Source organism: Pseudolysinimonas sp. (assembly GCF_057350545.1).
Genome location: NZ_JBMRCP010000027.1, coordinates 1 through 23,428, shown reverse-complemented (window position 1 = coordinate 23,428; position 23,428 = coordinate 1). Strand labels below are relative to the sequence as shown.

Sequence of the window (23,428 nt, the reverse complement as noted above, 5' to 3'; positions counted from 1 at the left end):
GCCATGGTCGACGTCGGCGGAGGTGACGCGGCCGGCGCAGCCGATGAAGCGGCAGCGTCCGTCGCGGATGGCAAGGAAGAGTCGCAGGTCGTCGGTGACGCGGTAGCGGGTGCGTCCGAGGGCGAGGATGGCGTCGTCGCGCTCGTCGGTGATCGCCCGCCGGAGAACGCTCGCGGCGCCGGCGATCCTCCGCGCGGTGGCGGGATCGACGGGTCCGTAGTTGAGGAGCTCGCCCATCGTGTCGTCGCGCCCCTGCAGTAGTGAGATCGGCACCGTCGTGACGACGGTGGGTGTCGAGTTGCCGAAGGGTCGGGCCTCGTCGCCGCCGAGGATCGTCTCGAGCAGCAGGTCGGCGCGCAGTTGGCTGAGCGTGCGCGGGTCACCGGCTTTCCGCATCGCCCGGGCGCGGGCGTCGAGGAGGCTGTCGGCTGCGACTGCTTCGGGTGCCGGCAGCCGCGCCGTCAGCCACGCCATCCCGTCGGCGCCGGGTTCAAGCGTGACCGACCGTTCGTCGACCGCTCGCCGGTGCCGCTCGACCGCCTGTTCGGGGGAGCGCGACTCTCGGATGCGCCGCACGGTGCGGGTGAAGGCGTTCGTCGACTGCTCGGCCGCCTCGAGCGCCTGCCGCTCGACCTCGCCCCGCTCGTCGGCGGGGATCATCGCGAGCTCGTCGACGAGGATGCGCGCGTGGCTCGGTGTGAGGCGGGCCTCGGCGAGGCTCTCGAGGGTCGCGGGGAGGTGCGTCGTGAGAACGTCGGCCTCGTCGATGAGCATGCCGGCAGCCCGGCGCGAGAGCCGCAGCGCCGCCGCGATCTCGGCGCGGAACTCTCGCTCGGCCAGCGGATGCGAGGGCGCGTCGATGGCGCGCGTCTGGGTCTCGTGGGCGAACGCGACCATCGTGTACTTGGCCGCGGTCAGGCTCGCGATCATCTTGTCGAGCTCGACGATCGCCTCGATCACGCCCGCATCGGCCGCCATCCGCTGCAGCGCCGGAGGCAGCTCGTCGCGCTCGGCGAGCGCTTCGCGGAAGGTGACCATGACTACATTTAAGTAGCACCCACCGACATCGCGGCCACGCGGTCGGCGACCTGTGGATGACGTCCCCACGTTCGAGCTCGGAGGCCAGCTCGAGGGTTAGCCTGGCTGCGTGACCGAGCCGACGCGGCATCCCGAGATCCTCGCGGAGGGCGATGCCGCGTGTTGGCTCGCGCGGGTGTGCCCGGAGTGCGGTGGGCTCGATGAGAGTGCGGCGGCGACGTGTGGGCGCTGTGGTGTGAGGCTTCCCGAGGAGGACGCGTGAACCGGCTGGCCGAGCTGCTCGGGATCGAGCATCCGATCGTGCTGGGCCCGTTCGGCGGAGTGTCGTCGGTCGCCCTCACGGCGGCCGTGAGCGACCTCGGCGGCCTCGGCTCGTACGGGCTCTACGGCTACGACGCCGCCCGCATCGCGGCCACCGCCGCCGAACTCCGCGCGGCGACGGACCGGCTGTTCGCCCTCAACCTGTGGCTTCCGACGGGCGACGAGGTGACGCCCCGCGAGGTCGACCTCACGGCGTCGCGGGCGGCCGTCGCCCCGCTGTTCGCGGAACTCGACCTCACGCAACCCGACACCCCCGACGCGTTCCTGCCCTCGTTCGACGAGCAGGTCGCGGCGGTGCTCGACGCGCGCCCCGCCGTGCTGAGCCTCGTCTTCGGCGTGCCTCCGCGCGGCCTCATCGACGACGCCCACGCGCGGGGAATCGTCGTGGTGGGCGCCGCAACCACGGTCGAGGAGGCGCTCTCGCTCGAGGCCGGCGGCGTGGATGCCGTGGTCGCGACGGGCATGGAGGCCGGCGGCCATCGCGTCGCCTTCCTGCGGCCTCCCGAGGAGTCCCTCGTCGGCACCTTCGCACTGGTCCCGCAGGTCGCCGATGCTGTCCGCATCCCGGTGATCGCGGCGGGTGGCGTCGCCGATCGGCGCGGGGTCGCCGCTGCTCTCGCGCTCGGGGCGGACGGTGTGCAGGTCGGAACGGCGTTCCTCGCGACCCGCGAGTCCGCCGCGCCGCCGTCGCACCGGGCGGCGATCACCGCCGCGACGGGCAACGCCACCGTGCTCACGCGCGCGATGTCCGGCCGTGTCGCGCGCGGCATCCCGAACCGGGCCGTGCGCGAGATCGAGGAGTCGGATGAGATCGCGCCGTTCCCGGCGCAGAACTGGCTGACCGGACGGTTCCGCGCCGAGGCCGCACGCCAGGATCGCGCCGACCTGCTCTCCCTGTGGGCGGGTCAGGGTGCGCCGCTGGCCCGCCATCTCGATGCGACGTCGGTGTTCGCCGAGCTGCGTGCCGGGATCTAGACCCCGCCGCCGCCTCCGCCGCCTCCGCCGCCGCCTGACGAACCGCCGCCTCCACCGCCGCCGGAGGACGACGATCCCGACGAACCCGAGTACGACGTCGAGACGCTCGACGAGAGCGACGAGATCCCGGCCGCGAAGGCGCCGATCGCGAAGCCGTTCGTACCCGAGTACCAGTCGGGCGGGTTGGTGTCGTAGTACTTGGCGATCTCCTGCGCCCACTCCTTCTCGAGGCCGAAGAGCACGGCGTAGGGCAGAAGCCGCTCATAGATCTTCACGATCTGTGCGCCGTCGGTCGTCGAGACCCGCTCGGCGCCCGACACGCTCTGCAGCATCTGCAGACGGTCGGCTTCGGCGACGCGGATGAACTCGCGCAGGCCCTCGAGGTGCTCGCGCAGTTCGGAGCCCTTAGACGTGAGGGGCCTCCTGCGGGCGAGCGCGCCGATCGAGAAGATCGCGACCCAGGGCAGGATGTTGAGCCCGACGACCGTGATGATGATGCTGGTCTCGCCACCTCCGCCGAAGATCGACTGGAAGATCAGCAGGATGCCGGCGAGCACCATCGAGCCGAGCACGAGGAGCATCGGCCCCCACGACGGCTTGCGACGCAGCCCGCCCGCCTCGGCCTCCTTCTCGACGGCCTTGGTGAGCGCGACGACCTGCTGGCCGAGCACGGTGTCGCCCTTCGTCAGCCACCGCACCTCGCCCGCCGGGTCGGGTTCGGGCTGCGGCATCTGCCCGCCCACCTGGAAGATCGACCGGAGGCCCGGCAGTCCGCCCATCGAGAACGGGTTGACCGAGAACAGTGCACCCATGACGCGCTGCTCGTCCGGTCCGAGCCCCTGGTTACTGAGCCGCTGCACCCCGAAGACCTTGCTCCAGCCCTGGTCGTGCTCGAGGATGCGGATGTTCTTGCGCACCGCGAGATCGATGAGGGATGCCGCCATCCCCTTGCGCGGCTTGCCGACGATGTTGGCGGCGAGCAGCGCGCTCATCCCCTCGGCGGGTTCGTATTGCGCGACGACGATGCCGCGACCGGGGGCGTCGCGCCAGAAGACGAAGCGTGTCACGAGGGCGAAGATGAGACCGAACAGGGTGAGCGCGATCGCGATGAGGGCGAGGATCGGCACGTAGGTCCAGAACGGGGCGCCCGCGAAGGTGCCCTGCTGGAAGCCGATCACGACGGTCATGTTCTGCCCGGCGAACAGGTCGCTCGCCTCCGCCTCGAACTCGCCGTCGCCCGTGCCGCGGATGTCGCACCGATCGGTCGAGCCCTCGTAGCCGTAGTAGCAGAACGCCTCGCCGGTGAGCGACGGCACGAGGTCGGCGTGCACGCGCACCGTCGCACTGACCTCGGCGAAGGGCTGCCGCCATCCGGTGCCATTGGTGTCCCAGTAGAACTCGTCGCGCGTCACGCCGTCGCTGAGGTCGGTCGCCGTCGCGGTGACGTCGGACTGGGTGTACTCGATCACATAGGTCTGCTCGCCGTAGACGTACTGCCCCTGCGGCACGGCGATCGTGAGCACCGTGAAGCCGTCGTCATCGGTGCCGAGCTCGTAGTCGCGCGGGGCGCCGTTGCCGTCGGTGACGCTCACGATGTCGATGCCCGTCGTGTGGCCCTTGTAGTCGGAGACGAGGGCGCGCCGGATGCCGCGGTTCTGGTCGAAGTCGGGGAAGACCGCGACGAAGGTCTCGACGGTACGCAGCTGCGAGCGACCGTCGCCCGCGCGGGAGAGCTCGTAGACGCCGTCGAACGACGCGAACTCGAAGTCGTCGACCCCGGCGCCGGCGGCGTCGAGCGCGACGACCGCGGGTTCGTCGGACGGGTCGGGCTCGTCGAGAGCGACGGCCGGGGCGGCGCCCGAGCCGACGAGCAGAAGACCCGCCACGAGGGTGAGCAGAACTCGGAATCGTCGGGGTGCGCGCACGTGGTCAACCTAGCGGGCGGCTAGGCTCGCGTCGATGTCCGCGTCGACCCGTATCGCCGGACTCGGGGTGCACTTACCCTCGACGGTGAGGTCGACCGCCGAGACCGAGCAACGCCTCCGGAGCGAGAACCCGGGGATGCGTCTTGCCACGGGCCTGATCTCCCGCATGACCGGGGTCGAGAGGGTGCACGTCGCCCCCGCCGACTGGGACGCGTCCGACCTCGCCGTGGCGGCATCCCGGCGTGCCCTCGACGAGAGCCCCGGCGAGCCCGACCTCGTCGTGTTCTCGGCGGCGGCGCAAGACCTCGTGGAGCCGGCGACGAGCCACATCGTCGCCGCGAAACTGGGCCTCACGGCGCCCGTCATGGACGTCAAGAACGCGTGCAACTCGGTGCTCAACGCGATGCAGGTGGCCGACGCGCTCATCCGCACCGGCCAGTACCGTCGGGTGCTCGTCGCGAGCGGCGAGAAGACGAGCGCGGGCGTGCGCTGGAAGCTCGACGAGCCCGGGCAGTTCCTGCGCTCGTTCCCCGGCTACGTGATGGGGGATGCCGGCGCCGCCGTGATCCTGGAAGCGTCCGACGACCCCGAGACGGGTATCCGGGCGTCGCGGTTCGTCGCCGAGTCTCGGCACTGGGCGATCGGCACCCTGCCCGGCGGCGGGACGATGCGCCCGCGCGACCCCGACGCCTCGTACTTCGACATGGACGGAGCGGGCCTGCAGCGGGCGTTCCTCGAACTCGGACCCGAACCGGTCGAGCGGATGCTGCGCGACTCCGGGTACGCGATGGATGACTTCGACCTCGTCGCCATCCACCAGGTCGCCGCTCCCTACCTCGGGCCCATCTTCGAACGGCTCGGTGTGCGCGACGATCGCACGATCGTGACCGTCGTCGATCACGGCAACATCGCCTCGGCGAGCCTCCCCCTCCAGCTGCGGCTCGCGCGCGAGCGGGGGATGGTCGGTCCCGGGTCGCTCGTGCTGCTCATCGGCCTCGCCGGCGGCATCTCCCTCGGCCTCATGGTGGTGAGGCTGTGAGCCGTCCTCGGTGGTCGAGTAGGCCGCGAAGCGGCCGTGTCGAGACCCCGCCTCCGAATCGCTCGAGGACGGGTCTCGACACGCCGCCTGCGGCGGCTACTCGACCACCCAGCTCTCTGGCCGTCGTCGTGCCGGTGTACAACGAAGCGGCGGGGATCGGGCCGACGCTCGACGCGCTCGCCGCCCAGCGCGACGACGACTTCGACGTCGTGTTCGTCGACAACGGGTCGACCGACGGCTCGGCGGAGGTCATCCGCGCGTTCGCCGCCGCCCGCGGGCTCACCCGTTGGCGCGTGATCGACGAACCGCAGAAGGGCACGGGCGCCGCGGCCGACACCGGGATGCACGCGGCGATCGTCGCCGGCGCCACCCTGCTCGCGCGCACCGACGCCGACTGCCTTCCCCGTGCCGACTGGACCGCGTCGATCCGCCGCGCCCTGACCCCGCGGCCCGAGGGCGGGCGTGGGCTGCGGCTCGTCGGCGGCGAGCTCGTGCCGCGGCGCGACGAGGGTGTGGGATGGCCGACCCGGCTGCTCCTCCGCGGTGCCGTACACCTCGCCGAGGCGTTCGGACGCGTCCGGCGCGGCAACCGCGACCCCGCCTATCTCGGGCCGTACATGATGGCGGCGGGCTGCAACGTGGGCATCACCGCGGAGCTCTACCTCGCGGCGGGCGGATTCCCGCGCACGAAGATCGAGGACCTGCACGAGGATCGCGCCCTCGTCAACGCCGTGCGCCGCATCACCTCCGACTACGCGCGACGGTCGGACGTCGTGGTGTTCGGGTCGTCACGGCGCGTGCGCGCGTGGGGGCTGAAGAACACCCTCCTCTGGTACAGGGATCACGCGTACCGCCCGGAGCACGTGGACATCCGATGACCGTCGCCGTCGCCCGCCGTTGGGAGGAGCGCGTCATGCGTGCCGCGCATCCCGTCGCCTACCCGCTGCTGTCGGCGATGCGGGGTCCGGTGCGTCGCATCCCGGGTCTCGGGGTGCTCGTGAAGGATGCCGGGCTGCTGCGGGCGACCCTGATGGACACCGAGGGATACACGAAGAACGGTCCCGGCGCGCCGAGCGACCTGTGGACCCCGGTGCTCGGCCCGTCGGTGCTGCTCAACATGGAGGGCGAGGAGCACGGGGCGCTGCGGCGGAAGCTCGCGCCGCTCTTCGCGCCGACCTTCGTGGATGCACTCGTGGCGTCGAGTCTCGGCGACGCCACGCGGTCGCTCGCCGAGGCGCTCGCGCGCGGGGAGCGAGTCGACCTCGTCGCGCATTCGCGCCGCTCGGCGTCGGCGGTGATCGCCCGGCTCGTCGGGCTCGACCAGACGGTGGTCGACGACGAGCTGTTCCGCCGGGTGTCGGCGATCACCGGCTTCGTCACCCTCGCCCGCCCGCGGCTCACGCCCCGGCAGCTCGGCGTCGCCCGGGGCATCCTCGCGGAGCTCGGCGAACACGCCGCTCGGGCGTACGCGGGCGACGAGTCGACGGTGCCCGGCCGCATGCGCGCGCTCGGCCTCGACGAGCGCGAAGCCCTCGGAGCCGTCGGCGCGTTCGTGCTCACCGGCACCGAGACGATCGTGTCGTACGTGCCTCGGCTCGCCGCCATCCTCATCGATTCCGGGTGGCTGCCGCGGCTCGCCGCCTCGCCGGAACTCGTGGATGCCGCGGTCGCCGAGGGTCTGCGGGTCACGACGCCGTCGCCGATGATGCTGCGCTCCGTCGTCGCACCGCGCACCCTCGGCCGCGTGCGGGTGAGACCCGGGGACCGCGTGCTGCTCGGCACCTACTGGGCGAACCGCGCGCTCGGAGAGTTCGATCCCGCCGCCAACCCGGCGGCGCAGCTCAAGCAGCTCTGGTTCGGCGCGGGAGCGCACTACTGTCTCGGGGCGCCGCTCGCGATGGCGCAGATCCGGCTCACCCTCGGCGCGCTGCTCGAAAACCCGACCCTGGGCGTCGCGGCTCGCACCCCCTCTCGCGGCGTGCTCATCCCGTCGTATTCGCGCCTCGAGCTGGAGCGGGCATGAGCGACCTCGTGCAGGCCGTCCTCGCCTCCTGCGACACGTGGGGTTCCGACCGCGCGCTCTCCCGCACTCGGTGGTCGAGTAGCGGCCGCAGGCCGCGTGTCGAGACCCTCACCTACGCCGACCTCGGCTCCCGCATCCGCGCCACGGCGGCGGGCCTGACCGCACTCGGCATGGAGCCCGGCGACCGCGTGCTCTTCTCCGTGCGCCCCGGCCCGGATGCCGTCATCCTCGCCCTCGGCATCGTGCACGCCGGCGGCTGCGTCGTGTTCGCCGATCCGGGGGCGGGGGAGGCGCTGTTCCGCGCGCGCGCCGCGCTCGCAGCCCCGCGCTGGGTCGCCGCCGAGTCTCTGCTCTACCTCGCGTCGACCCCGCTGCTGCGCCCTCTCGCGCGGCGACGGGGTCTCGACCTGCCCGACTACGCCCGCATCGTGCCCGGCGCCCGCCACCTGTACGCCGGCCCCTGGCTGCCCGGCGTCCCACGAGGCGCCGTCCCCACTCGGTGGTTGAGTAGGTCGCGCAGCGACCGTGTCGAAACCACGCCGACGGGCGACTCCGGGATGGGTCTCGACACGCGCCCTGCGGGCGCTACTCGACCACCGAGGGGTGGGGAGGAGGCGCTGATCGTGTTCACCTCCGGCACCACCGAGGCACCCCGCGCGGTGGTGCACACCCGCGCGTCGCTCGGCGCCGGGCTCGGCGACATCGCCGCCGCGGCGATGCACGCCGGCCAGCGGGTGCTGACCGATCAGCTCATGGTCGGCATCCCGGCCCTCATCGCAGGAGCGCACTGGACGATGCCGCCGCCCGGTCTCGACCCGGGCGCCCGACCCGAGGCGTATCTGCCGCTGCTCGCCGACGCGGACGTGCTGTTCGCGGCACCCGCGGTGATGGATGCCATCCTGCGCGGGCTCGAGGGCCGGCGCGCGCCGCGCTTGGAGACGGTCGTGCTCGGCGGTGCGCCCGTGTTGCGGCCGCTGCTCGAACGCATCCGGTCGACGTTCCCGGGGGCGGCCATCCGTGCGGTGTACGGGATGACCGAGCTGCTGCCCGTGGCGATCGCCGACGGTGCCGAGAAGCTCGCGCGGTCGGATGCCGAGGGCGACTGGGTGGGGCGGCTCGTGCCCGGCGTGGACGCGCGGATCGAGAACGGCGAACTCGTGCTCGACGGACCCGCGCGGGCGAGCTACCTCGGCGAGCCCGCGACGACGGAGGTGCGTACGGGCGATCTCGCCCGGCTCGACGAGCACGGACTCACGCTGCTCGGGCGGAAGAAGGACATGTTCATCCGCGGCACGCAGAACGTCTACCCGGGCCTCTACGAGTCGGTCATCGCGTCGCTTCCGGGCGTGCGCGAGGCGGTGCTCACCGGCGTGCCCGACGCCATCGGAGACGACCGCCTCGTGCTTCTCGTCGTCCCCGAGGACGCGCCGCCGCATCCCGACGCCTCGCACCCGGTCGCCCGCTCGGTCGCGCGGGCCCTGCCGGGGCTGCTCGACGCGGGCGTGCTGCCCGATCTCGTCGTCGCCGTGCCCGACCTGCCGCGGTCGGGGCGCAGCCGCAAGCTCGACCGCACCGCCGTCGCTCTGCTGGCGAGGGGGCTGCTGTGAGGATCGCCGTCACGGGAGCGTCGGGGTTCGTCGGAGGCGCCGTCGCCACCGCCCTCGCCGACGCGCACCACGAAGTCGTCGGCTTCGGTCGCCGACACCACGGCTGGTCGCATCCGCTCGCCCGTTACCGCATCTGGAACCTCGACGACGGGCCGCTCAAAGCCGACCGCGACTTCGAGGCCGTCGTGCACTGCGCGGCGCTCGCCGACGACTGGGCTCCGCTGCCCCTCGCGCTGCGGGCGAATCGCGACGGAACGCGCACGGTCGTGCGCAGCTTCCCCGGCGCGCGGCTCGTGCACCTGTCGACGTCGAGCGTGTACGACGCGTTCGTGCCGAACGTCGACGTGCACGAGTCGGCCTTCCCGGTGCGACGGTTCCTGTCGCCGTACTCCGAGTCGAAGACGTTCGCCGAGTTCGAGCTCGCGGGAACGGATGCCGTCATCCTGCGCCCGCACGCCGTGTACGGTCCGGGCGACACGACGCTGCTTCCCCGGCTGCTCGCGGCGGTGCGGGGCGGGCGCCTCGTGCTGCCGGAGGGCGCCGAGGTGCGGCATTCGCTGACCCATGTCGACAACCTCGTGGATGCCGTGAAGCTCGCGCTGGATCCCGCGATCAGTCGGGGCACGTTCAACATCGCCGACGACGCGCCGGTCGTGCTCGCCGACGTGCTGCGGGAGTTCCTCCGGCGGCGCGGGGTGCGTGCGCGGCTCGTGTCGATCCCGTACCGGTCGGCGTTCGCGCTCGCAGGAACGCTCGAAACGGCCGCGCGACTGCGGCGTCGGCGCCCCGCCCTCACCCGCTACGCCGTGAGCCAGGTCGGCATGGAGCGCACCCTCGACCTCACGGCGGCGCGTGCGAAACTCGGGTATCGGCCGACGGCGACGAGTCTCGAAGGAGCGGAGGCGTGGTGATCTTCCTTCCGGTCGCCCCCGACGACCTCCCGCGCGTGCGCGCCGTGCTCGACGGGACGCTCCCGCCGGTGGAACCGCGGCGGGCGGTGACGGTCGTGCTCGTGCGCGACGGCGCCGAAGGGCTCGAGGTGCTGCTGCTGCGGCGCAACCCGCAGCTCGCGTTCGCCCCCGGCCGGTATGTGTATCCCGGGGGGTCTCTCGAGGCGTCGGATGCCGAACCGGTGCGGTGGGTCGGTGCGCCTCCGGACGACCCCGCGCTCGTCGTCGCCGCGGTGCGGGAGACGTTCGAGGAGTGCGGCGTGCTGCTGGCGGTCGACGCGGGCGGGCGCACCGTGGGCGTCGAAGCTTCCGACGCGACCTGGGAGGAGGATCGGGTCGCCCTCGAGGCCGGGGCGACGTCGCTCGCCGCCGTGCTCGAGCGTCGCGCCCTCGCCCTCGACGCCCGCCTCGTGCGACCGCTCGCGCACTGGGTGACCCCGATCGCCGAGAAGCGCCGCTTCGACACCCGGTTCCTGATCGCGGCGCTGCCCGGAGGGCAGGAGGCGTGGGAGATCGTCGGCGAGGCCGACCTGCACGTCTGGCTGCGGCCCGGGGAGGCGCTGCTCGGCGACCGCCCGATGATGCCGCCGACGCGCGCCGTGCTGCGCACACTCCGGGCGGAGCACTCCGTCGCCGACGCCCTCGCCCGACCTCGGGTCGTGGAGCGGATCGAGCCGGGCGTGCGCCTCGTCGGCGACCGCGTCGAGCTCCTGCTGCCCTAGGGCGTCGTCGTCAGGCGCCTCGCGACGGAGCGGGTGCCGATCGCGAGCACGATGAGCAGCACGCCGCTCACGATCGCGTAGGCGGCGATGGTCCACAGCAGCGCCTGCACGGCACCGGCCGGGTTGAGCACCGCGATGACGACGAGCGCGAGGCCGAAGAGCACGGCGAGCGCCGACGTGACGTATGCCCACGTCTTGCGGCCGCCATCCGCCATCGCGTGCGCCGCGGGGAACCCGGCGATCCCAACGAAGATCGACCAGAACGCGATCAGGTAGGTGATGACGAGGGCGCCGAAGAAACCGGTCAGCAGCGGGAAGAAGACGGCGATCAGACCGGCGAGTACCGAGAGGATGCCCGACAGCAGCAGCCAACCCCAGCGCTTCGAGCGCGACCGGATGCGCACCGCGTGCGCGATCCCCATCACGCCGTCGACGATCGAGTAGGCCGCGAAGAGGATCGCGAGCGCGACGAGCGTCACGTCGGGGGAGAAGACGAGGACGAGGATGCCGAAGAGGATCGCCGCGATGCCGCGCAGCAGCACCATCCACCAGATGGCTTTGCCGACGGCGACGAGGTCGGGGAGTCCGTTCGCTGAGGTGGTCTCGCTCATGGGGCCGAGCCTAGTGACGCCCGTCCGGCCGGGCCAGGCTCAGTGCGTACTCGACGAACGCCGCCTTGCCGGGCGTCGTGTCGTCGACCTCGGCGTCGACGGCGCGGACGAGGAGTTCGAACAGCCCCTCGTTGACGTCGTCGAGCTGGTCGTGGGGCGCGGTGAGTGCGGCGCCGGCGGACACGGCTGCCATGACGGCGGCGAGGTTGTCGGCGTCGACGTCGGCGCGCACCATCCCGACCTCCTGCATGCGGCGGATGAACTCGCTGCGCAGCCCGACCTGCGGCACGTAGCTGAATCCGTGCGTCGAGCGCATGATCGTGTTGAGCCCGTCGCGGTCGGCGAGGTAGAGGGCGCGCACGAGGGGTCGCTCGTAGGTGGCGGGCAGCGTGTAGCGGTAGATGCGCGACAGCAGTCCGCCGCGCGGGTCGCGTTCGATGTCGTCGAGCAGCTCGGTCCAGAGGGCGGTGAACTCCCGGTTGAGCATCGCGACCAGCAGGTCTTCGAGCGACCCGAAGTGCGCGAGCACCTGGTCTTCGGAGACGTGGGCCTCGTTCGCGATGCGGGGGATCGAGACGGCGTCGAAGCCGTCCTCGACGACGAGATGGGCCGCTGCGTCGAGCAGTTCATCCTGACCGGAGTGCGCCACGGGCTGCTCCTTTCCCCCGCCGACAGCCTAGGGGGGAGCCCTCCACAGTCCCGCGCGCGGGCTCGGGTTCCCGGGCCGCGGTGCTCCGACGGGGTGTGTGGATAGCTCGCTGCGTGCCCGCCGGGCGTGGGTACCGTGGTCGGCATGCGGATCAGGACACTCGCGGCGACGGCAGGGATCGGCGCACTGCTCGTGCTCACGGGGTGCGTCGGCGGCGACCCGTTGCCGACGATGCCGCCGGAGCCCACGTCGACGCCGATCTTCGCCTCGGAGGAGGAGGCGCTCGCCGCCGCGGAGGAGGCGTATGCGGCGTATCTAGAGATGTCGAATCTCATCTCGAGTGAGGGCGGTGTCGACCCCGAGCGCATCGCTGAGTTTGTGACGGAAGACCAATTGGTAGACGAGTTGGAGGGCTCTGCGTACCTACGGTCCAATCAGATACGCACCGTCGGCGTGAGTGCGTTGAGTGACGTAGAACTCCAGCAGTACGACGAGCTCGATGGGTATGCAGAGATTGTGATCTACGCCTGCATCGATGTTTCGGGCGTTCGAGTCGTCAATGTCGACGGGCAGGACGTGACTCCCTCAGAGCGCGCCCCAACGGTCGCGCTCGAGGTGGTGATGACGGTTGACGTCGAAGACGTCCTTATCGCGGATAGTGCGCAATGGCCAGACTCGGACTTCTGCTTCTAGTAGTACTCAGCGTCCTCGTTTGGGCCGGCCCCGAAGCGAAGGCAGCAACTCTTGAATGCGTCGGGACCGTCATCGCGATTGGATGCCCGAACGTATCGGGCAGCGTGACCGGAACAAGTGTGGAGCTCGAGGGCTCGAGCCAAGGCCCGGGCGCGACCGGGTCAACCGGCAGCTCCGTCGCCTTCCCGCAAGGGCCGCTCTGGAACGGACCGCGATATCGCGACGGGTTGAGCTGCCTCCTCCATACACGCAACGCCCCGAGCTGCGTACCGGGTGAAGCCGGCATCGGGCCGATCACGATCCGCGACATCGCGTCGTTCATCCCCACACCCGGTCGACAGCAGATGCAACCCGACGGCTGGACGGTCGCAGGGCTCGACACGAACTTCTACGCGATCACCGACCAGCACGTCGTGCCGGGCACGCTTCTCGGTCGACCGGCCGACGTGCGCTTCACGCCGACGGCCTTCCACTGGAACTACGGCGACGGCACGGCCGCGACGAAGCCGACGAAGGGCGGCACCTGGGAGGCGCTCGGGCTCGACGAGTTCGACCCCACCCCGACCTCGCACGTGTACGAGCAGCTCGGCGACTACACCATCACACTCTCCATCACGTTCTCGGCCGAGTACCGCTTCGACGGCAGCGAGTGGCGTGCCGTCGTCGGCAACCTGACCCTCCCGGCGAACGACCTGCACCTGAGAGTGGGAACGGCGAAGACGGTTCTCGTCGAACACGACTGTCTCGCGAACCCTTCGGGGCCGGGATGCTGACGATCCGTTCCCGGCTGCCGATTAGGCTCCCAGCGCGGCCATAAAGAACCCACAGGATTCGGCGGGATGCTGGCAGCGCCGAAAGGAGCACTCGATGTCCGAGTCAAACCCGAACCCCGCCCCACGCGTCCGCCGCCCCCGCGCGACCGCCGCCGCCGCGTCGACAGCCGTCGACCCCGCCGCCACCCCGCCGACGACCGTCGACCCGACCGCCGCCAAGACCGTTGCGGCAGCGCCGGCGGCGCCGCCAGCCGCAGACACCCCGGCGCCGCCCGCATTCGCGCAGCCGGCATCCACCCCGCCCGCGGCGCCGAAGCAACGCACCGGCGCCGGGCTCCTCATCGCCGGACTCGCCGTCGGCGCCCTCGTCGGCGGAGCCTCCGGCGCCGGGATCGCGGCGTGGGCGGTCGCCTCGGCCACAGGAACCGATCAGCAGACCGTCGCCTCCCCGCAGACCATCACCGTGAACGACCCCGACGGCGTCAACGTCGTCAACGCCGTCGCCGCGAAGGCGGGCCCCTCGGTCGTCACCATCGCCGTCGCCGCCTCGAACGGCGCGGGCACCGGCTCGGGTGTGATCCTCAGCGACGACGGCTACGTGCTCACCAACAATCACGTGATCACCCTCGACGGCGCGTCAAGCGACGGCACGATCGAGGTCACCACCGCCGACGGCCGCATCTTCCGCGCCGAAGTCGTCGGCAACGACCCGATCGTCGACCTGGCCGTCATCAAGCTGATCGACGCGAGCGGACTCACGCCCATCGAGTTCGGTGACGTCGACGCCCTCGACGTCGGAGACCGCGTCGTCGCGATCGGCGCCCCGCTCGGCCTCTCCAACACCGTCACCGACGGGATCGTCAGCGCCCTCGACCGCAGCATCCAGATCGCGTCGTCGGCTGTGCCCGATGACGGCACCGACGACGGAGACGAGGGCGGCCAGAACCCGTTCAACTTCGACATCCCCGGGCAGCAGACGACGGGTGGATCGGGGACCATCTCGGTGCCCGTGATCCAGACCGACGCTGCGATCAACCCCGGCAACTCCGGCGGCGCGCTCGTGAATTCCGCGGGCGAACTGGTCGGCATCAACGTGGCCATCGCCAACGCGGGCGGCACGAGCACGACCGGCGGGTCCATCGGCGTCGGCTTCGCCATCCCCGCCGACCTCGCGAAGCGCGTCGCGAACGAGCTCATCGAAAACGGCGTCGCGACCCACGGGCTGCTCGGGGCCACGGTGCGCGACGCATCCAGTTCCGACGGCTCCATCGTCGGGGCGGTCATCCAGGACGTCACCGCGGACGGCGCAGCCGCCGGCATCGGACTCCAGCAGGGCGACATCGTCACCGAGTTCGGCGGAGCGCCCATCACGAGCAGCGTCGACCTCACCGCGCAGGTGCGACTGCACGGCGCCGGCGACGAGGTCGAACTGACTTACGTGCGAGGAGACGACTCGACGACCGTGACAGTCACGCTCGGGGAGTACGTCGCGCGGTAACGCGACCCGCCACGGCCGCGCACCCTCCGATTGGTAGGCTCGACCGGGTCCGGCATCGCGCCGGCCCGGTCAGCCGGGAGGGTGCACAGGATGCCGAAGCCGGCCGCCGTCTCGTACGTCATGCCCGTGCTCAACGAAGCCGGCTACCTCGAGTCGGCCATCGCGAGCATCGTCGAACAAGACCACCCGGGCGACTTCGAGATCGTGCTCGCGGTCGGCCCCTCCACGGACGGCACCGACGGCATCGTGACGCGGCTCGTCGCCGCCGACCCGCGCATCCGCGTGGTCGACAACCCCGGGATGGACATCCCGATCGGGCTCAACCTCGCGATCGCGGCGAGTCGGCATCCGATCATCATGCGCGTCGACGCGCACACCGAACTCTCACCCGGCTACACGAGCCGCGCCGTCGCGACTCTCGCGCGCACCGGCGCGGCCAGCCTCGGCGGCATCATGGTCGCCACCGGCAAGCCCGGCCTGCAGGCCGCCGTCGCCCACGCCTACAACAGCCGCTACGGGCTCGGCGGCGGCGCCTACCACGGCGAGCATGCCACCGAAGGGCCGGCGGAGTCGGCCTACATGGGCGTCATGCGCGCCGACGCGCTGCGCGAAGTCGGCGGCTTCGACGAGACCCTGCGCCGCGGAGAAGACTGGGAGCTCAACTACCGTCTCCGCCAGGCGGGCCACATCGTCTGGCTCGACCCGCAGCTGCGGGTGACGTACTGGCCGCGCGACACCCTGCAGAAGCTGCGGCGGCAGTTCCACGCGACCGGCGTGTGGCGCGGTGAGCTCGTGCGGCGGCTCGGCGGCAAGAACCCGCTGCGCTTCTTCGCACCCCCCGTGCTGCTCGCCTCGTTCGTGCTGTCGCTCGTCGCGATCCCGCTGCTCGTGTCAGGGGTGCTGCCGACGGTGCTCGCGTGGATCGTCTCGCTCGTGTTCCTCGGGCCGATCCTCTACCTCGCACTTCTCGTCATCGCGGCGGTCACCACCCCCGGGTCGCTCGCCGACCGGCTTCGTCTCATGGTCGTGCTCGCGACGGTGCACCTGAGCTGGGGTGCCGGGTTCCTCGTCGGGCTCCTGCGGGGTGCGCGCGACAACGTCGACCGGTCCCGCACGGAGAGCTAGGTCTCGACACGCGCCTACGGCGCTACTCGACCACCGAGCAGACACGCGCCTACGGCGCTACTCGACCACCGAGGCGGGGTCGAGCCACCCTTCGGCGAGCATCCGCCCCACGACGCGCGCACCGGCCGAGCCGTCGTCGCGCGGGGTGAATCGCTCCCGCCACGCCGCCGCCCGCGCCGCGAACTCCGGTTGCCCATCGGCCGACGCGAGCACGGCATCCCGCAACCCCTCCCGCGTCGAGACCACCGGGCCCGGGGCTTCGGCGAGCAGGTCGAAGTAGAACCCGCGGAGGTCGGCGCTGTAGTGCGCGAGGTCGGGGGTGAAGAACACGATCGGGCGCGCCGTCGCGGCGAAGTCGAACATGACCGACGAGTAGTCGGTGACGAGCAGGTCGGCGACGTCGAGCAGGTCGGCCATGTCCGGATAGCTCGTGACGTCGATCAGCCCGGGGCCGAAGAGATCCTGCCCGTGGCGCAGCGTGCGCGAGTGGCCGCGCACGAGCAGCACGTGGTCGGGTCCGAGCTCGGCGGCGAAGGCCGCGAGGTCGACGAAGTCCACCATCTCGGTGCGGTCGTCGCGCCACGTCGGGGCGTACAGCACGACGCGAGCATCCGCGGGTACACCCACGACCGAGCGCACGTGCGCGGCCCGCACCGGGTCGTGCAGCACGTCGTTGCGCGGGTACCCCTCCTCCCAGATCGGTCGCTTCATCGCATACGCCGAGCGGAAGATGCGCGCGGCATACGGGTTCTGTGCGAGCAGCACATCCCACCGATCGCGCTCCCGCAGCACGGCGATACGGGTGCGCAGCCCGAGACCCCTGTCGAGTGCGAGCTTCTTGAGCATCGTGCCGTGCCAGGTCTGCAGCACCTTCTGATGGCGGCGCCGGCGGTAGCGCTTGCGCAGCCAGTCGTTGACGACGAGAGCCCGGGCGGATCCGCGCACGCGCCACCACGCCTGCGAACCCTCGATGAGCCGGATACCTCCCTCCGGAATCGCGACCGACCCGTCGACCACGCTCCAGTACCGACGCGTGGCGGGGGAGAGCTCGGCGAGAGCGCGGTCGATGCCGAGCGGATTGCACGACGCCGTCTGCCCGTAGAAGCTCTCGAAGAACACCGCGTCCTCTGCCGTCGGGCGGGAGGAGCGGTAGGCGCGTTCGAGTCGCGACTGCGCCCGGGCCCCACGCTCGTCGTCGGCGAGGGGCGCCGTGATCGCGACGACGAGGCCCCCGGCTCGTGCCGCCGCGGTCGCGTGGAACAACTCGTGCGTCAGCCGTGCCGCGCCCGTCGCGACGACACGAGAGCTCCACCCCACCGACGACGCGAGCTGAAGGCGGTAGTCGTCGGACGGCAGCGCGAGTCCGTCGGCGCCCCACCGCGAGGCGAGCAACTCGAACGTCGCGACCGTCTCATCACCGTCGCGGGTCAGGATGCCGTCCGCCCGTGCCCGGCGACCTTCGAGCCGCGCGGCCGACACGTCGCCGGCGATACGCACCCGCAGGGTCGCGCCGTCGGACGGCTCCACCGCGACCGCGGGCCGGGGGCGGCGGTCGACGGGGAGAGAACCCGCACCCTCGAGTCGAGAGAGCACCTCGTCGAGCACGCGCTCCGTCGCACCGCCCGGAGCGACGTCGACGTACTCGGACGAGAGCCACTCCGCGTGCCGGAGGGCATCGGAGTCACCGTCGAGGGCAGCTTCGAGCAGGTCGAGCGCCCCCGCCCACCCCGACGCGTAGCGGCCTCCGCTGAACTCGCGGTAGCCGTCGTACAGCCCGCGACGTTTGGCGTACTGCTCGAGGTCGGCGGCGAGGAACACCGTCGGTCGCCCGAGCAGCGAGAAGTCGAACGCGATCGACGAGTAGTCGGTGAGCAGCACGTCGACCTCGGGCAGTACGGCGTTGACGTCGCGTACCCGGTCGGCACCGAGCATCCTGATGCGGGCGCTGCTCGCCGGCCCGGCCGCATAGTCACCCGCCCCGAGCGGATGCGCGCGCACGTAGAGCACCGCGTCGCGGCGGTCGAGGAACTCCGCGATCGCCGCCCACTGCTCGCCCGTCGGCACGACGGGGTCGGGCGCGCCGTCGCGCCAGGTGGGTGCGTACAGGATCGCGCGCGACGACCCCGCGTCGAGCAGCGGTTCCGGATGCGCGGCGACGAGCGCGTCGTCGCGCGGATCACCGGTGACGACGACGTTCGCGCGCGGCACCCCGAACGCCGACACGATGCGCGCGGCGACGAGCTCGGAGGCGACGGGGAACAGGCGGATGCCGCGACCGGCTCGGCGGTACGCCCACGCGAGCAGACCCCGCACGAGGCGGTGGTCGGGCACCCCCGAGATGCGCAGCGTCGCTGGCGAGTCGAGGTGCAGGCGCTTGAGCGGGATGCCGTGCCACAGCTGCACGACGAACCCGCCGCGCGTGCCGAACCGGTTGACGTCGCCGAAGCCGTGCGTCACGACGAGCACCTTCGCGCGGAGCGTCAGCCGGAAGCCTCGCCACCCCGCCTTGCGCTCCGCGTCGAGACCGAGCGCGCGCGCCTCGGCGAGCTCGGCCTCCGTCGACGCGAGCCACACGAGTCGCGTGCCCTCGGGCAGGCGTTCGCGCGCGGCGCGGTACAGGGGGAGTGCGCCCTCACCCAGCCCGATGCCCGACCCGAACACCCAGAGACGCGGCGTCCGCGGCACGACGCGCGAGGCGAACGCGCCGAGGGCGTACAGCGGGACGCGCAGGAGTTTGCGCGCGTTGCCGGCGCCGAACGTGAATCTCGCCATGGCGGGGGTGCGGGGACCTCTCGTCCGCCGCCGTCGGCGGCTCGGTCACGATTCTGTCACGGGCGTCACCCCCGGGGCAGCCGGGTCGCAGGGCTGGTTGAATCGTGGCGGGAGGTTCCGGATGAGTGTCTTCGGACGACTGCTCGGCGACGCACGCACGGCGCGAAAGGTGCTGCGCAACGGGCTGCGGAACCGCCGTACCCGCAACGAGGCGAACCGTGTCGCGGAGTCCGCCGCTCGACCCGCGCCCGGCAGCATCCAGGTCGCCGTGTACTTCGCTGACACCCGCGTGAACCTCTACCAGATCCGCCAGTGGTACGCGCCGCTCGCCGAGCTCGCGAAGCACCGCGGCGTCGCGATCATCGCGCGCAGCCCGGGTGCGTACCTGACCATCCGCGAGGAGTCACCCGTTCCGGTGCTCTACCTGCGCACCGTCACCGACATCGAAGGCTTCCTCGAAGAGCAAGACCTGGCGACGATGCTCTACGTCAACCAGAACATCAAGAACTTCCAGATGTTCCGGTACGGGCGCATGTGGCACGTGTTCATCAACCACGGCGAGTCCGACAAGATCTACATGACGTCGAACCAGTACAAGGCGTACGACTACGCCTTCGTCGCGGGTCAGGCGGCCCTCGACCGGCTTGCCAAGAAGCTCTGGACCTACGACGTCGCGGCGCGCGCCATCCCGATCGGCCGCCCGCAGTCCGACCACCTCGACGACCACGTGCCGTTCGAGGGCAACGGGCGCACCGTCGTGTTCTACGCCCCCACCTGGGAGGGCGATCGCCCGACGATGGCCTACGGCTCGATCGCATCCCACGGCGTCGCGATCGCCGAGGCGGTGCTCGCCTCGTCGACGCACCGGCTCATCTTCCGCCCCCACCCGCGCAGCGGCGTCAACTCACGCGAGTACCGCGACGCGAACGAGCGGATTCAACGCATGATCGCCGCCGCGAACGCGGCCGACCCGTCCGCCGGGCACCTCTTCGACGAGGGTGGCGAGCTCGGCTGGCAGATCGCGATCGCCGACGTGCAGGTCACCGACGTCTCCGCGATGGTCTACGACCGCCTCGCCACCGGCAAACCGCTCGTCGTCACGCGCCCGGCATCGCCGACGGCGCAGCTCGACGAGTCGGGCTTCCTCTCGCACGCCGAATGGATGTCGACCGCCGACCTCGCCGACCCGCTCGGCTTCCTCGACCGGGTGATCCACGACGAGGAGTCGCGGGCGAACCTCGCCCACTGGGCCGAGCACCACTTCGGCGACACGACCCCGGGTTCGTCGACCGCGCGCTTCCACGCCGCGATCGACCTGCTCGTCGCGCGCTGGGAGGAGCAGGCTGCGCTGCATCTGGGTGAGCCGCGTGTCGAGCACGACCCTCTCGACGACGAAGACGGCGACGACTCCGACGAGGAGTCGGTGCCCCAGCCCGACTGACGCCGCGGTCAGTCCTCGCCGGAGGAGGCAGGCGGCAGCATCGGGTAGGTCGCCCGACCTCGAGGCAGCCGCTTCGGCTTCGCGGCGCGCGCCGCCTTCACCGGTCGCGCCGCCTTCGGCGCCTTCGGGGTCTTCGGGGCCCTGACCGCCTTCGGCGTGCGGGGCGCCTTCGGCTCCTTGGGCCGCGGCTCCAGATTCGCGGGGAACCCTGCCGGCGCGGGACCGAACGCGGTGCGCGCCGACTTCACGACCCGACGCCCCATGAGGTGGTTGCCGCCACCGCCCACGACGGCGCCGATTCCGAACGGGATCATCCGCCCGACGACCGACCCGCTCTGCGTCGCGGCGAAGCGCCTCACGAACATCTTCTGGATCCGGTCGGCGATGGGCCCGAGTGCCGCCGAGGGCAGGTTCTTGGTGATCGTCTCGCCCCAGAAAGCCGAACGGCCCGCGCCGCCCGCCGCTTGGCCGGCGAACTGCTTCAGCAGGTCTTGCCCGCCCTGCCCGAGCATCATCGTCATCACGAGGGTGCTCGCGCGCTCGGGGTCGTCGACCGCGATGCCGTGCACCTCGGTGACCGACTGGGCGAACAGCGCCGTGGCTTCGAGGAATCCCGCGGTCTCGACGCCCGACAGCGCGAGCGACGCACCGATCCCGACCGCGGGGATCGCCGCCGACGCGCCGACGAGTGCGCCACCGGTCGTGACCGCGGTCAGGTAGCGCCGCTCGAGGATCGCGATGAGCTGCGTCGGTGTCGCGTCGGGTCGACGCGAGCGGATGCTGCGGATGTGCGCGAGCACCACGGGGCGCTGCACCGAGAGCACGGCGTCGAACCCGCGCTCGAAACGCGACCGCTGACGGGCCGCGTCGATCGTCTCGAGTTCGCTCACGGCATCCACTCTTCTCTGTCGACGCCGGATCGCGCCACTACTTGACGCCGTAGTCGGCGTTGTAGCGGGCGACGACGTCGCGGATGGGGGCGTCGAGCACGAGCCGCCCCTTGTCGAGGTAGAGGCCGCGCGTGCAGAACCGCAGCAGGTCCTTCTCGCTGTGCGAGACGAAGAACAGCGTGCGGCCGCCGGCGAGCAGCTCCTCGATGCGCGTGTAGCACTTCGCCTTGAACGCGGCGTCGCCGACGGCGAGCACCTCGTCGACGAGGATGATCGGTTCCTCGAGTCGCGAGATGACGGCGAACGCGAGTCGCACCTTCATGCCGCTCGACAGGTGCTTGTACGGGGTGTCGACGAACTTCTCGAGCTCGGCGAAGCCGATGATCTCGTCGAAGCGCTCCGCGATCTCGGCCTTCGTCATGCCGTGCAGCCCGGCGGTGAGGTTGACGTTGTCGCGCACCGTGAGGTCGTTGACGAATCCGCCGGTGATCTCGATGAGCGGCGCGACGCCGCCCTGCACCTGCACGCGACCCTCGTCGGGGATCATCACCTGGGCGACGAGCTTGAGCAGCGTCGATTTGCCCTGCCCGTTGCGCCCGACGACGCCGATCGCCTCGCCCGGAGCGACCGTGAACGACACGTCGCGCAGCGCCCAGAAGTCGTCGGGGCGGCGTCGACGCGTGCGCCCCGAGAACAGGTCCTTGAAGCTGCGGCGCGCGCCGCGGTTGCGGCGGAACCGCACACCGATCCCGGTGACCTCGATCGCACCCTCGGTCATCAGATCTCCTTGAGCACGCGACGGATGCTCGCGCGGTACACGAGGTAGCCGACGACGAGGAAGACCGCGGTCATGCCGACGCTCACGGCGACCGCGAACCAGTCGAGCTGCTCGGGGAAGAACGCCGCCCGGTACAGCGAGAAGATGCCGGCCAACGGATTGAGTGAACCCCAGAACTGCAGGTCGGCGGGCAGATCGTGCAGGCCGTAGATGATCGGGGACGCGTAGAACAGGAACCGCAGCACGAGCTTCACGGCGCGTTCGAGGTCGCGGAAGAACACGACGAGTGGGGCGACGAGCAGCCCGATCCCGAGCGTGAGCGCGGCCTGCAGCGGCACCGCGAGCAGCCACCAGAGCGCCTCGAGGTGCAGCTCGGCTCCCGGGGTGCCGTCGGCCCGCTCACCCATGTTGAAGACGAAGAAGATCGCCAGCACCGGGATCGCGAGCACGAACTCGATGCCTTTGCTCAGCACGAGCCGGGCGACCCAGATGGTGCGCGGGATGGTCGTGGAGCGGATGAGCTTCGCCTCGCGCGTGAAGGCGCGTGTGGCATCCGAGATCGCGCCGCTGAACCACATCCACGACAGCAGCGCGGTCAGCAGGAACAGGATGTACGGCTCGTGGCCGACGTCACGACCGAAGACCTGCGTGAAGACGAACCAGTAGATGCCCGCCATCACGAGCGGATCGAGGATCGACCACAGGTAGCCGAGCGCGCTCGTCGAGTAGCGCACCTTGAGGTCGCGCGTCGTCAGCAGCCAGAGCGATCGGCGGTAGCGCACGAACGGCGACCAGCGACGGCGCGCGAGCGGGCGCGCGGGATCGTCGACGGTCACGGGATAAACCTACTGGCGCGTCCCGTCAGTTGCAGATTGCACGCGGACGACGGAGCAATGTGCAATTAACCCGACAGAAGTGTCAGACCCGGCGAGAGTGTCAGACGAAGAGGTTGGCGCGCTCGAGGTCTTCGGCGAAGTCGATCTCGACCGCGTAGAGGTCGGAGATGTCGACCGGACGGAACTTGAGGCCGTCGAGCTCGATCGCGACCTCGATGCCGCGCTCGAAGTAGTCCTGGTCGCCGACCTGCTGCAGGCGACGGATGAGCGCCGCCTTGTCGTCGCGCGACACGAAGTTGATGCCCACGGCCTCGCCGAGACCGCCGACGACGGTCTTCGACAGCTCGGCGATGTTGCCCTCGGCGTCGGTCGTGTACTTGACCTCTTCGTCGGACACCTTGGCCGTGTTGACGCTCACGAAGCTCTGGTCGCGGGCGACGAGGTCGCCGGCGCGCACGAGCGCCTCGGGGTCGAACACGACGTCGCCGTTCATCCACAGCACGCCGCCGTCCTTCGACGCCTGCAGCGCGCGGAGGAGCGACTTCGAGGTGTTGGTCTGGTCGTAGCGCTCGTTGTACACGTACGTGTTGTCGGGGAACGCCTCGACGATGTGCTCGAGCTTGTAGCCGACGACCGTCGTCACGTGGACGTCGGCGCCGAAGGCCTGGTGGATGTTGTCCATCTGCTGCCGCATGATGCTGCGGCCGTCGCTGAGTTCGGTGAGCGGCTTCGGCAGCGAACGGCCGAGCCGGCTTCCCATGC

21 protein-coding genes are annotated in these 23,428 nt (G+C 71.2%); 12 read left to right on the top strand and 9 right to left on the bottom strand.

Annotated features, from left to right (window positions below):
• A partial coding sequence (locus ACO1X9_RS03590) for a DUF222 domain-containing protein (RefSeq protein ID WP_486349457.1) occupies positions 1-1,038 on the bottom strand: 1,038 nt, incomplete at its 3' end.
• A 267-nt stretch (positions 1,039-1,305) separates the two neighbouring features.
• On the opposite strand from ACO1X9_RS03590, the gene ACO1X9_RS03585 reads away from it, so the two are divergent.
• Complete coding sequence (locus ACO1X9_RS03585) at positions 1,306-2,334, top strand: NAD(P)H-dependent flavin oxidoreductase (protein ID WP_486349458.1); 1,029 nt, start codon at positions 1,306-1,308, stop codon at positions 2,332-2,334.
• Here ACO1X9_RS03585 and ACO1X9_RS03580 read toward each other — a convergent pair.
• Positions 2,331-4,259: a DUF2207 domain-containing protein gene (locus tag ACO1X9_RS03580; RefSeq protein ID WP_486349456.1), complete on the bottom strand. Its 1,929-nt coding sequence runs from the start codon at positions 4,257-4,259 to the stop codon at positions 2,331-2,333. The genes ACO1X9_RS03585 and ACO1X9_RS03580 overlap by 4 nt on opposite strands.
• 34 nt (positions 4,260-4,293) lie before the next feature.
• Between ACO1X9_RS03580 and ACO1X9_RS03575 the strand changes: the two genes are divergently transcribed.
• The 6 genes from ACO1X9_RS03575 to ACO1X9_RS03550 all read left to right on the top strand — a co-directional run bounded on the left by ACO1X9_RS03575 (position 4,294) and on the right by ACO1X9_RS03550 (position 10,600).
• On the top strand, positions 4,294-5,298 hold the full coding sequence (locus ACO1X9_RS03575) for a 3-oxoacyl-ACP synthase III family protein (protein ID WP_486349455.1): 1,005 nt from the start codon (positions 4,294-4,296) through the stop codon (positions 5,296-5,298).
• A gap of 128 nt (positions 5,299-5,426) precedes the next feature.
• Positions 5,427-6,176, top strand: a complete 750-nt coding sequence (locus ACO1X9_RS03570; protein WP_486349454.1) for a glycosyltransferase family A protein — start codon at positions 5,427-5,429, stop codon at positions 6,174-6,176.
• Positions 6,173-7,321: a cytochrome P450 gene (locus ACO1X9_RS03565; RefSeq protein ID WP_486349453.1), complete on the top strand. Its 1,149-nt coding sequence runs from the start codon at positions 6,173-6,175 to the stop codon at positions 7,319-7,321. Before ACO1X9_RS03570 ends, ACO1X9_RS03565 begins: the two co-directional genes overlap by 4 nt.
• Positions 7,318-8,928 carry a class I adenylate-forming enzyme family protein gene (locus ACO1X9_RS03560; RefSeq protein WP_486349452.1) on the top strand — a complete coding sequence of 537 codons (1,611 nt, stop codon included), beginning with the start codon at positions 7,318-7,320 and terminating at the stop codon, positions 8,926-8,928. The genes ACO1X9_RS03565 and ACO1X9_RS03560 overlap by 4 nt, the downstream gene beginning before the upstream one ends.
• Positions 8,925-9,839, top strand: a complete 915-nt coding sequence (locus ACO1X9_RS03555; protein ID WP_486349451.1) for an NAD-dependent epimerase/dehydratase family protein — start codon at positions 8,925-8,927, stop codon at positions 9,837-9,839. Before ACO1X9_RS03560 ends, ACO1X9_RS03555 begins: the two co-directional genes overlap by 4 nt.
• Positions 9,833-10,600, top strand: coding sequence for an NUDIX hydrolase (locus ACO1X9_RS03550; RefSeq protein WP_486349450.1), 768 nt, complete (start codon positions 9,833-9,835; stop codon positions 10,598-10,600). The genes ACO1X9_RS03555 and ACO1X9_RS03550 overlap by 7 nt, the downstream gene beginning before the upstream one ends.
• Here the strand turns inward: ACO1X9_RS03550 and ACO1X9_RS03545 are convergent.
• Together ACO1X9_RS03545 and ACO1X9_RS03540 are read right to left on the bottom strand one after the other, a co-directional pair.
• Complete coding sequence (locus tag ACO1X9_RS03545) at positions 10,597-11,211, bottom strand: HdeD family acid-resistance protein (RefSeq protein ID WP_486349449.1); 615 nt, start codon at positions 11,209-11,211, stop codon at positions 10,597-10,599. The genes ACO1X9_RS03550 and ACO1X9_RS03545 overlap by 4 nt on opposite strands.
• Before the next feature lie 10 nt (positions 11,212-11,221).
• Positions 11,222-11,860: a TetR/AcrR family transcriptional regulator gene (locus ACO1X9_RS03540; protein WP_486349448.1), complete on the bottom strand. Its 639-nt coding sequence runs from the start codon at positions 11,858-11,860 to the stop codon at positions 11,222-11,224.
• Between the two features lie 144 nt (positions 11,861-12,004).
• Here ACO1X9_RS03540 and ACO1X9_RS03535 point away from each other — a divergent pair, with 144 nt between their 5' ends.
• From ACO1X9_RS03535 to ACO1X9_RS03520, 4 genes are all read left to right on the top strand, one after another.
• The gene (locus ACO1X9_RS03535) at positions 12,005-12,553 is read left to right on the top strand and encodes a hypothetical protein (RefSeq protein ID WP_486349447.1); all 549 of its coding nucleotides are present in this window, start codon (positions 12,005-12,007) and stop codon (positions 12,551-12,553) included.
• A 104-nt stretch (positions 12,554-12,657) separates the two neighbouring features.
• Entirely contained in the window at positions 12,658-13,326 is a 669-nt protein-coding gene (locus ACO1X9_RS03530; protein WP_486349446.1) for a PKD domain-containing protein, read from the top strand.
• A 94-nt stretch (positions 13,327-13,420) separates the two neighbouring features.
• Positions 13,421-14,824 (top strand): S1C family serine protease, encoded by a 1,404-nt coding sequence (locus tag ACO1X9_RS03525; protein WP_486349445.1) that lies wholly within the window; start codon positions 13,421-13,423, stop codon positions 14,822-14,824.
• Positions 14,825-14,914: 90 nt separating this feature from the next.
• Positions 14,915-15,949 (top strand): glycosyltransferase family 2 protein, encoded by a 1,035-nt coding sequence (locus tag ACO1X9_RS03520; protein WP_486349444.1) that lies wholly within the window; start codon positions 14,915-14,917, stop codon positions 15,947-15,949.
• 57 nt (positions 15,950-16,006) lie between these two features.
• Here ACO1X9_RS03520 and ACO1X9_RS03515 read toward each other — a convergent pair whose 3' ends face one another.
• A complete protein-coding gene (locus tag ACO1X9_RS03515; protein ID WP_486349443.1) occupies positions 16,007-18,721 on the bottom strand; it encodes a CDP-glycerol glycerophosphotransferase family protein in 2,715 nt (904 codons plus the stop codon).
• 121 nt (positions 18,722-18,842) lie between these two features.
• Here ACO1X9_RS03515 and ACO1X9_RS03510 point away from each other — a divergent pair, with 121 nt between their 5' ends.
• The gene (locus ACO1X9_RS03510) at positions 18,843-20,162 is read left to right on the top strand and encodes a CDP-glycerol glycerophosphotransferase family protein (protein ID WP_486349442.1); all 1,320 of its coding nucleotides are present in this window, start codon (positions 18,843-18,845) and stop codon (positions 20,160-20,162) included.
• A gap of 8 nt (positions 20,163-20,170) precedes the next feature.
• On the opposite strand, the gene ACO1X9_RS03505 is transcribed toward ACO1X9_RS03510, so the two are convergent.
• The 4 genes from ACO1X9_RS03505 to ACO1X9_RS03490 form a co-directional block, all read right to left on the bottom strand.
• Complete coding sequence (locus ACO1X9_RS03505) at positions 20,171-21,052, bottom strand: hypothetical protein (protein WP_486349441.1); 882 nt, start codon at positions 21,050-21,052, stop codon at positions 20,171-20,173.
• 37 nt (positions 21,053-21,089) lie between these two features.
• On the bottom strand, positions 21,090-21,830 hold the full coding sequence (locus tag ACO1X9_RS03500) for an ABC transporter ATP-binding protein (protein WP_486349440.1): 741 nt from the start codon (positions 21,828-21,830) through the stop codon (positions 21,090-21,092).
• Positions 21,830-22,666 (bottom strand): ABC transporter permease, encoded by an 837-nt coding sequence (locus tag ACO1X9_RS03495; RefSeq protein ID WP_486349439.1) that lies wholly within the window; start codon positions 22,664-22,666, stop codon positions 21,830-21,832. The genes ACO1X9_RS03500 and ACO1X9_RS03495 overlap by 1 nt, the downstream gene beginning before the upstream one ends.
• 100 nt (positions 22,667-22,766) lie before the next feature.
• On the bottom strand, positions 22,767-23,426 hold the full coding sequence (locus ACO1X9_RS03490) for a phosphocholine cytidylyltransferase family protein (protein WP_486349438.1): 660 nt from the start codon (positions 23,424-23,426) through the stop codon (positions 22,767-22,769).
• Between the last annotated feature and the right edge of the window lie 2 nt (positions 23,427-23,428).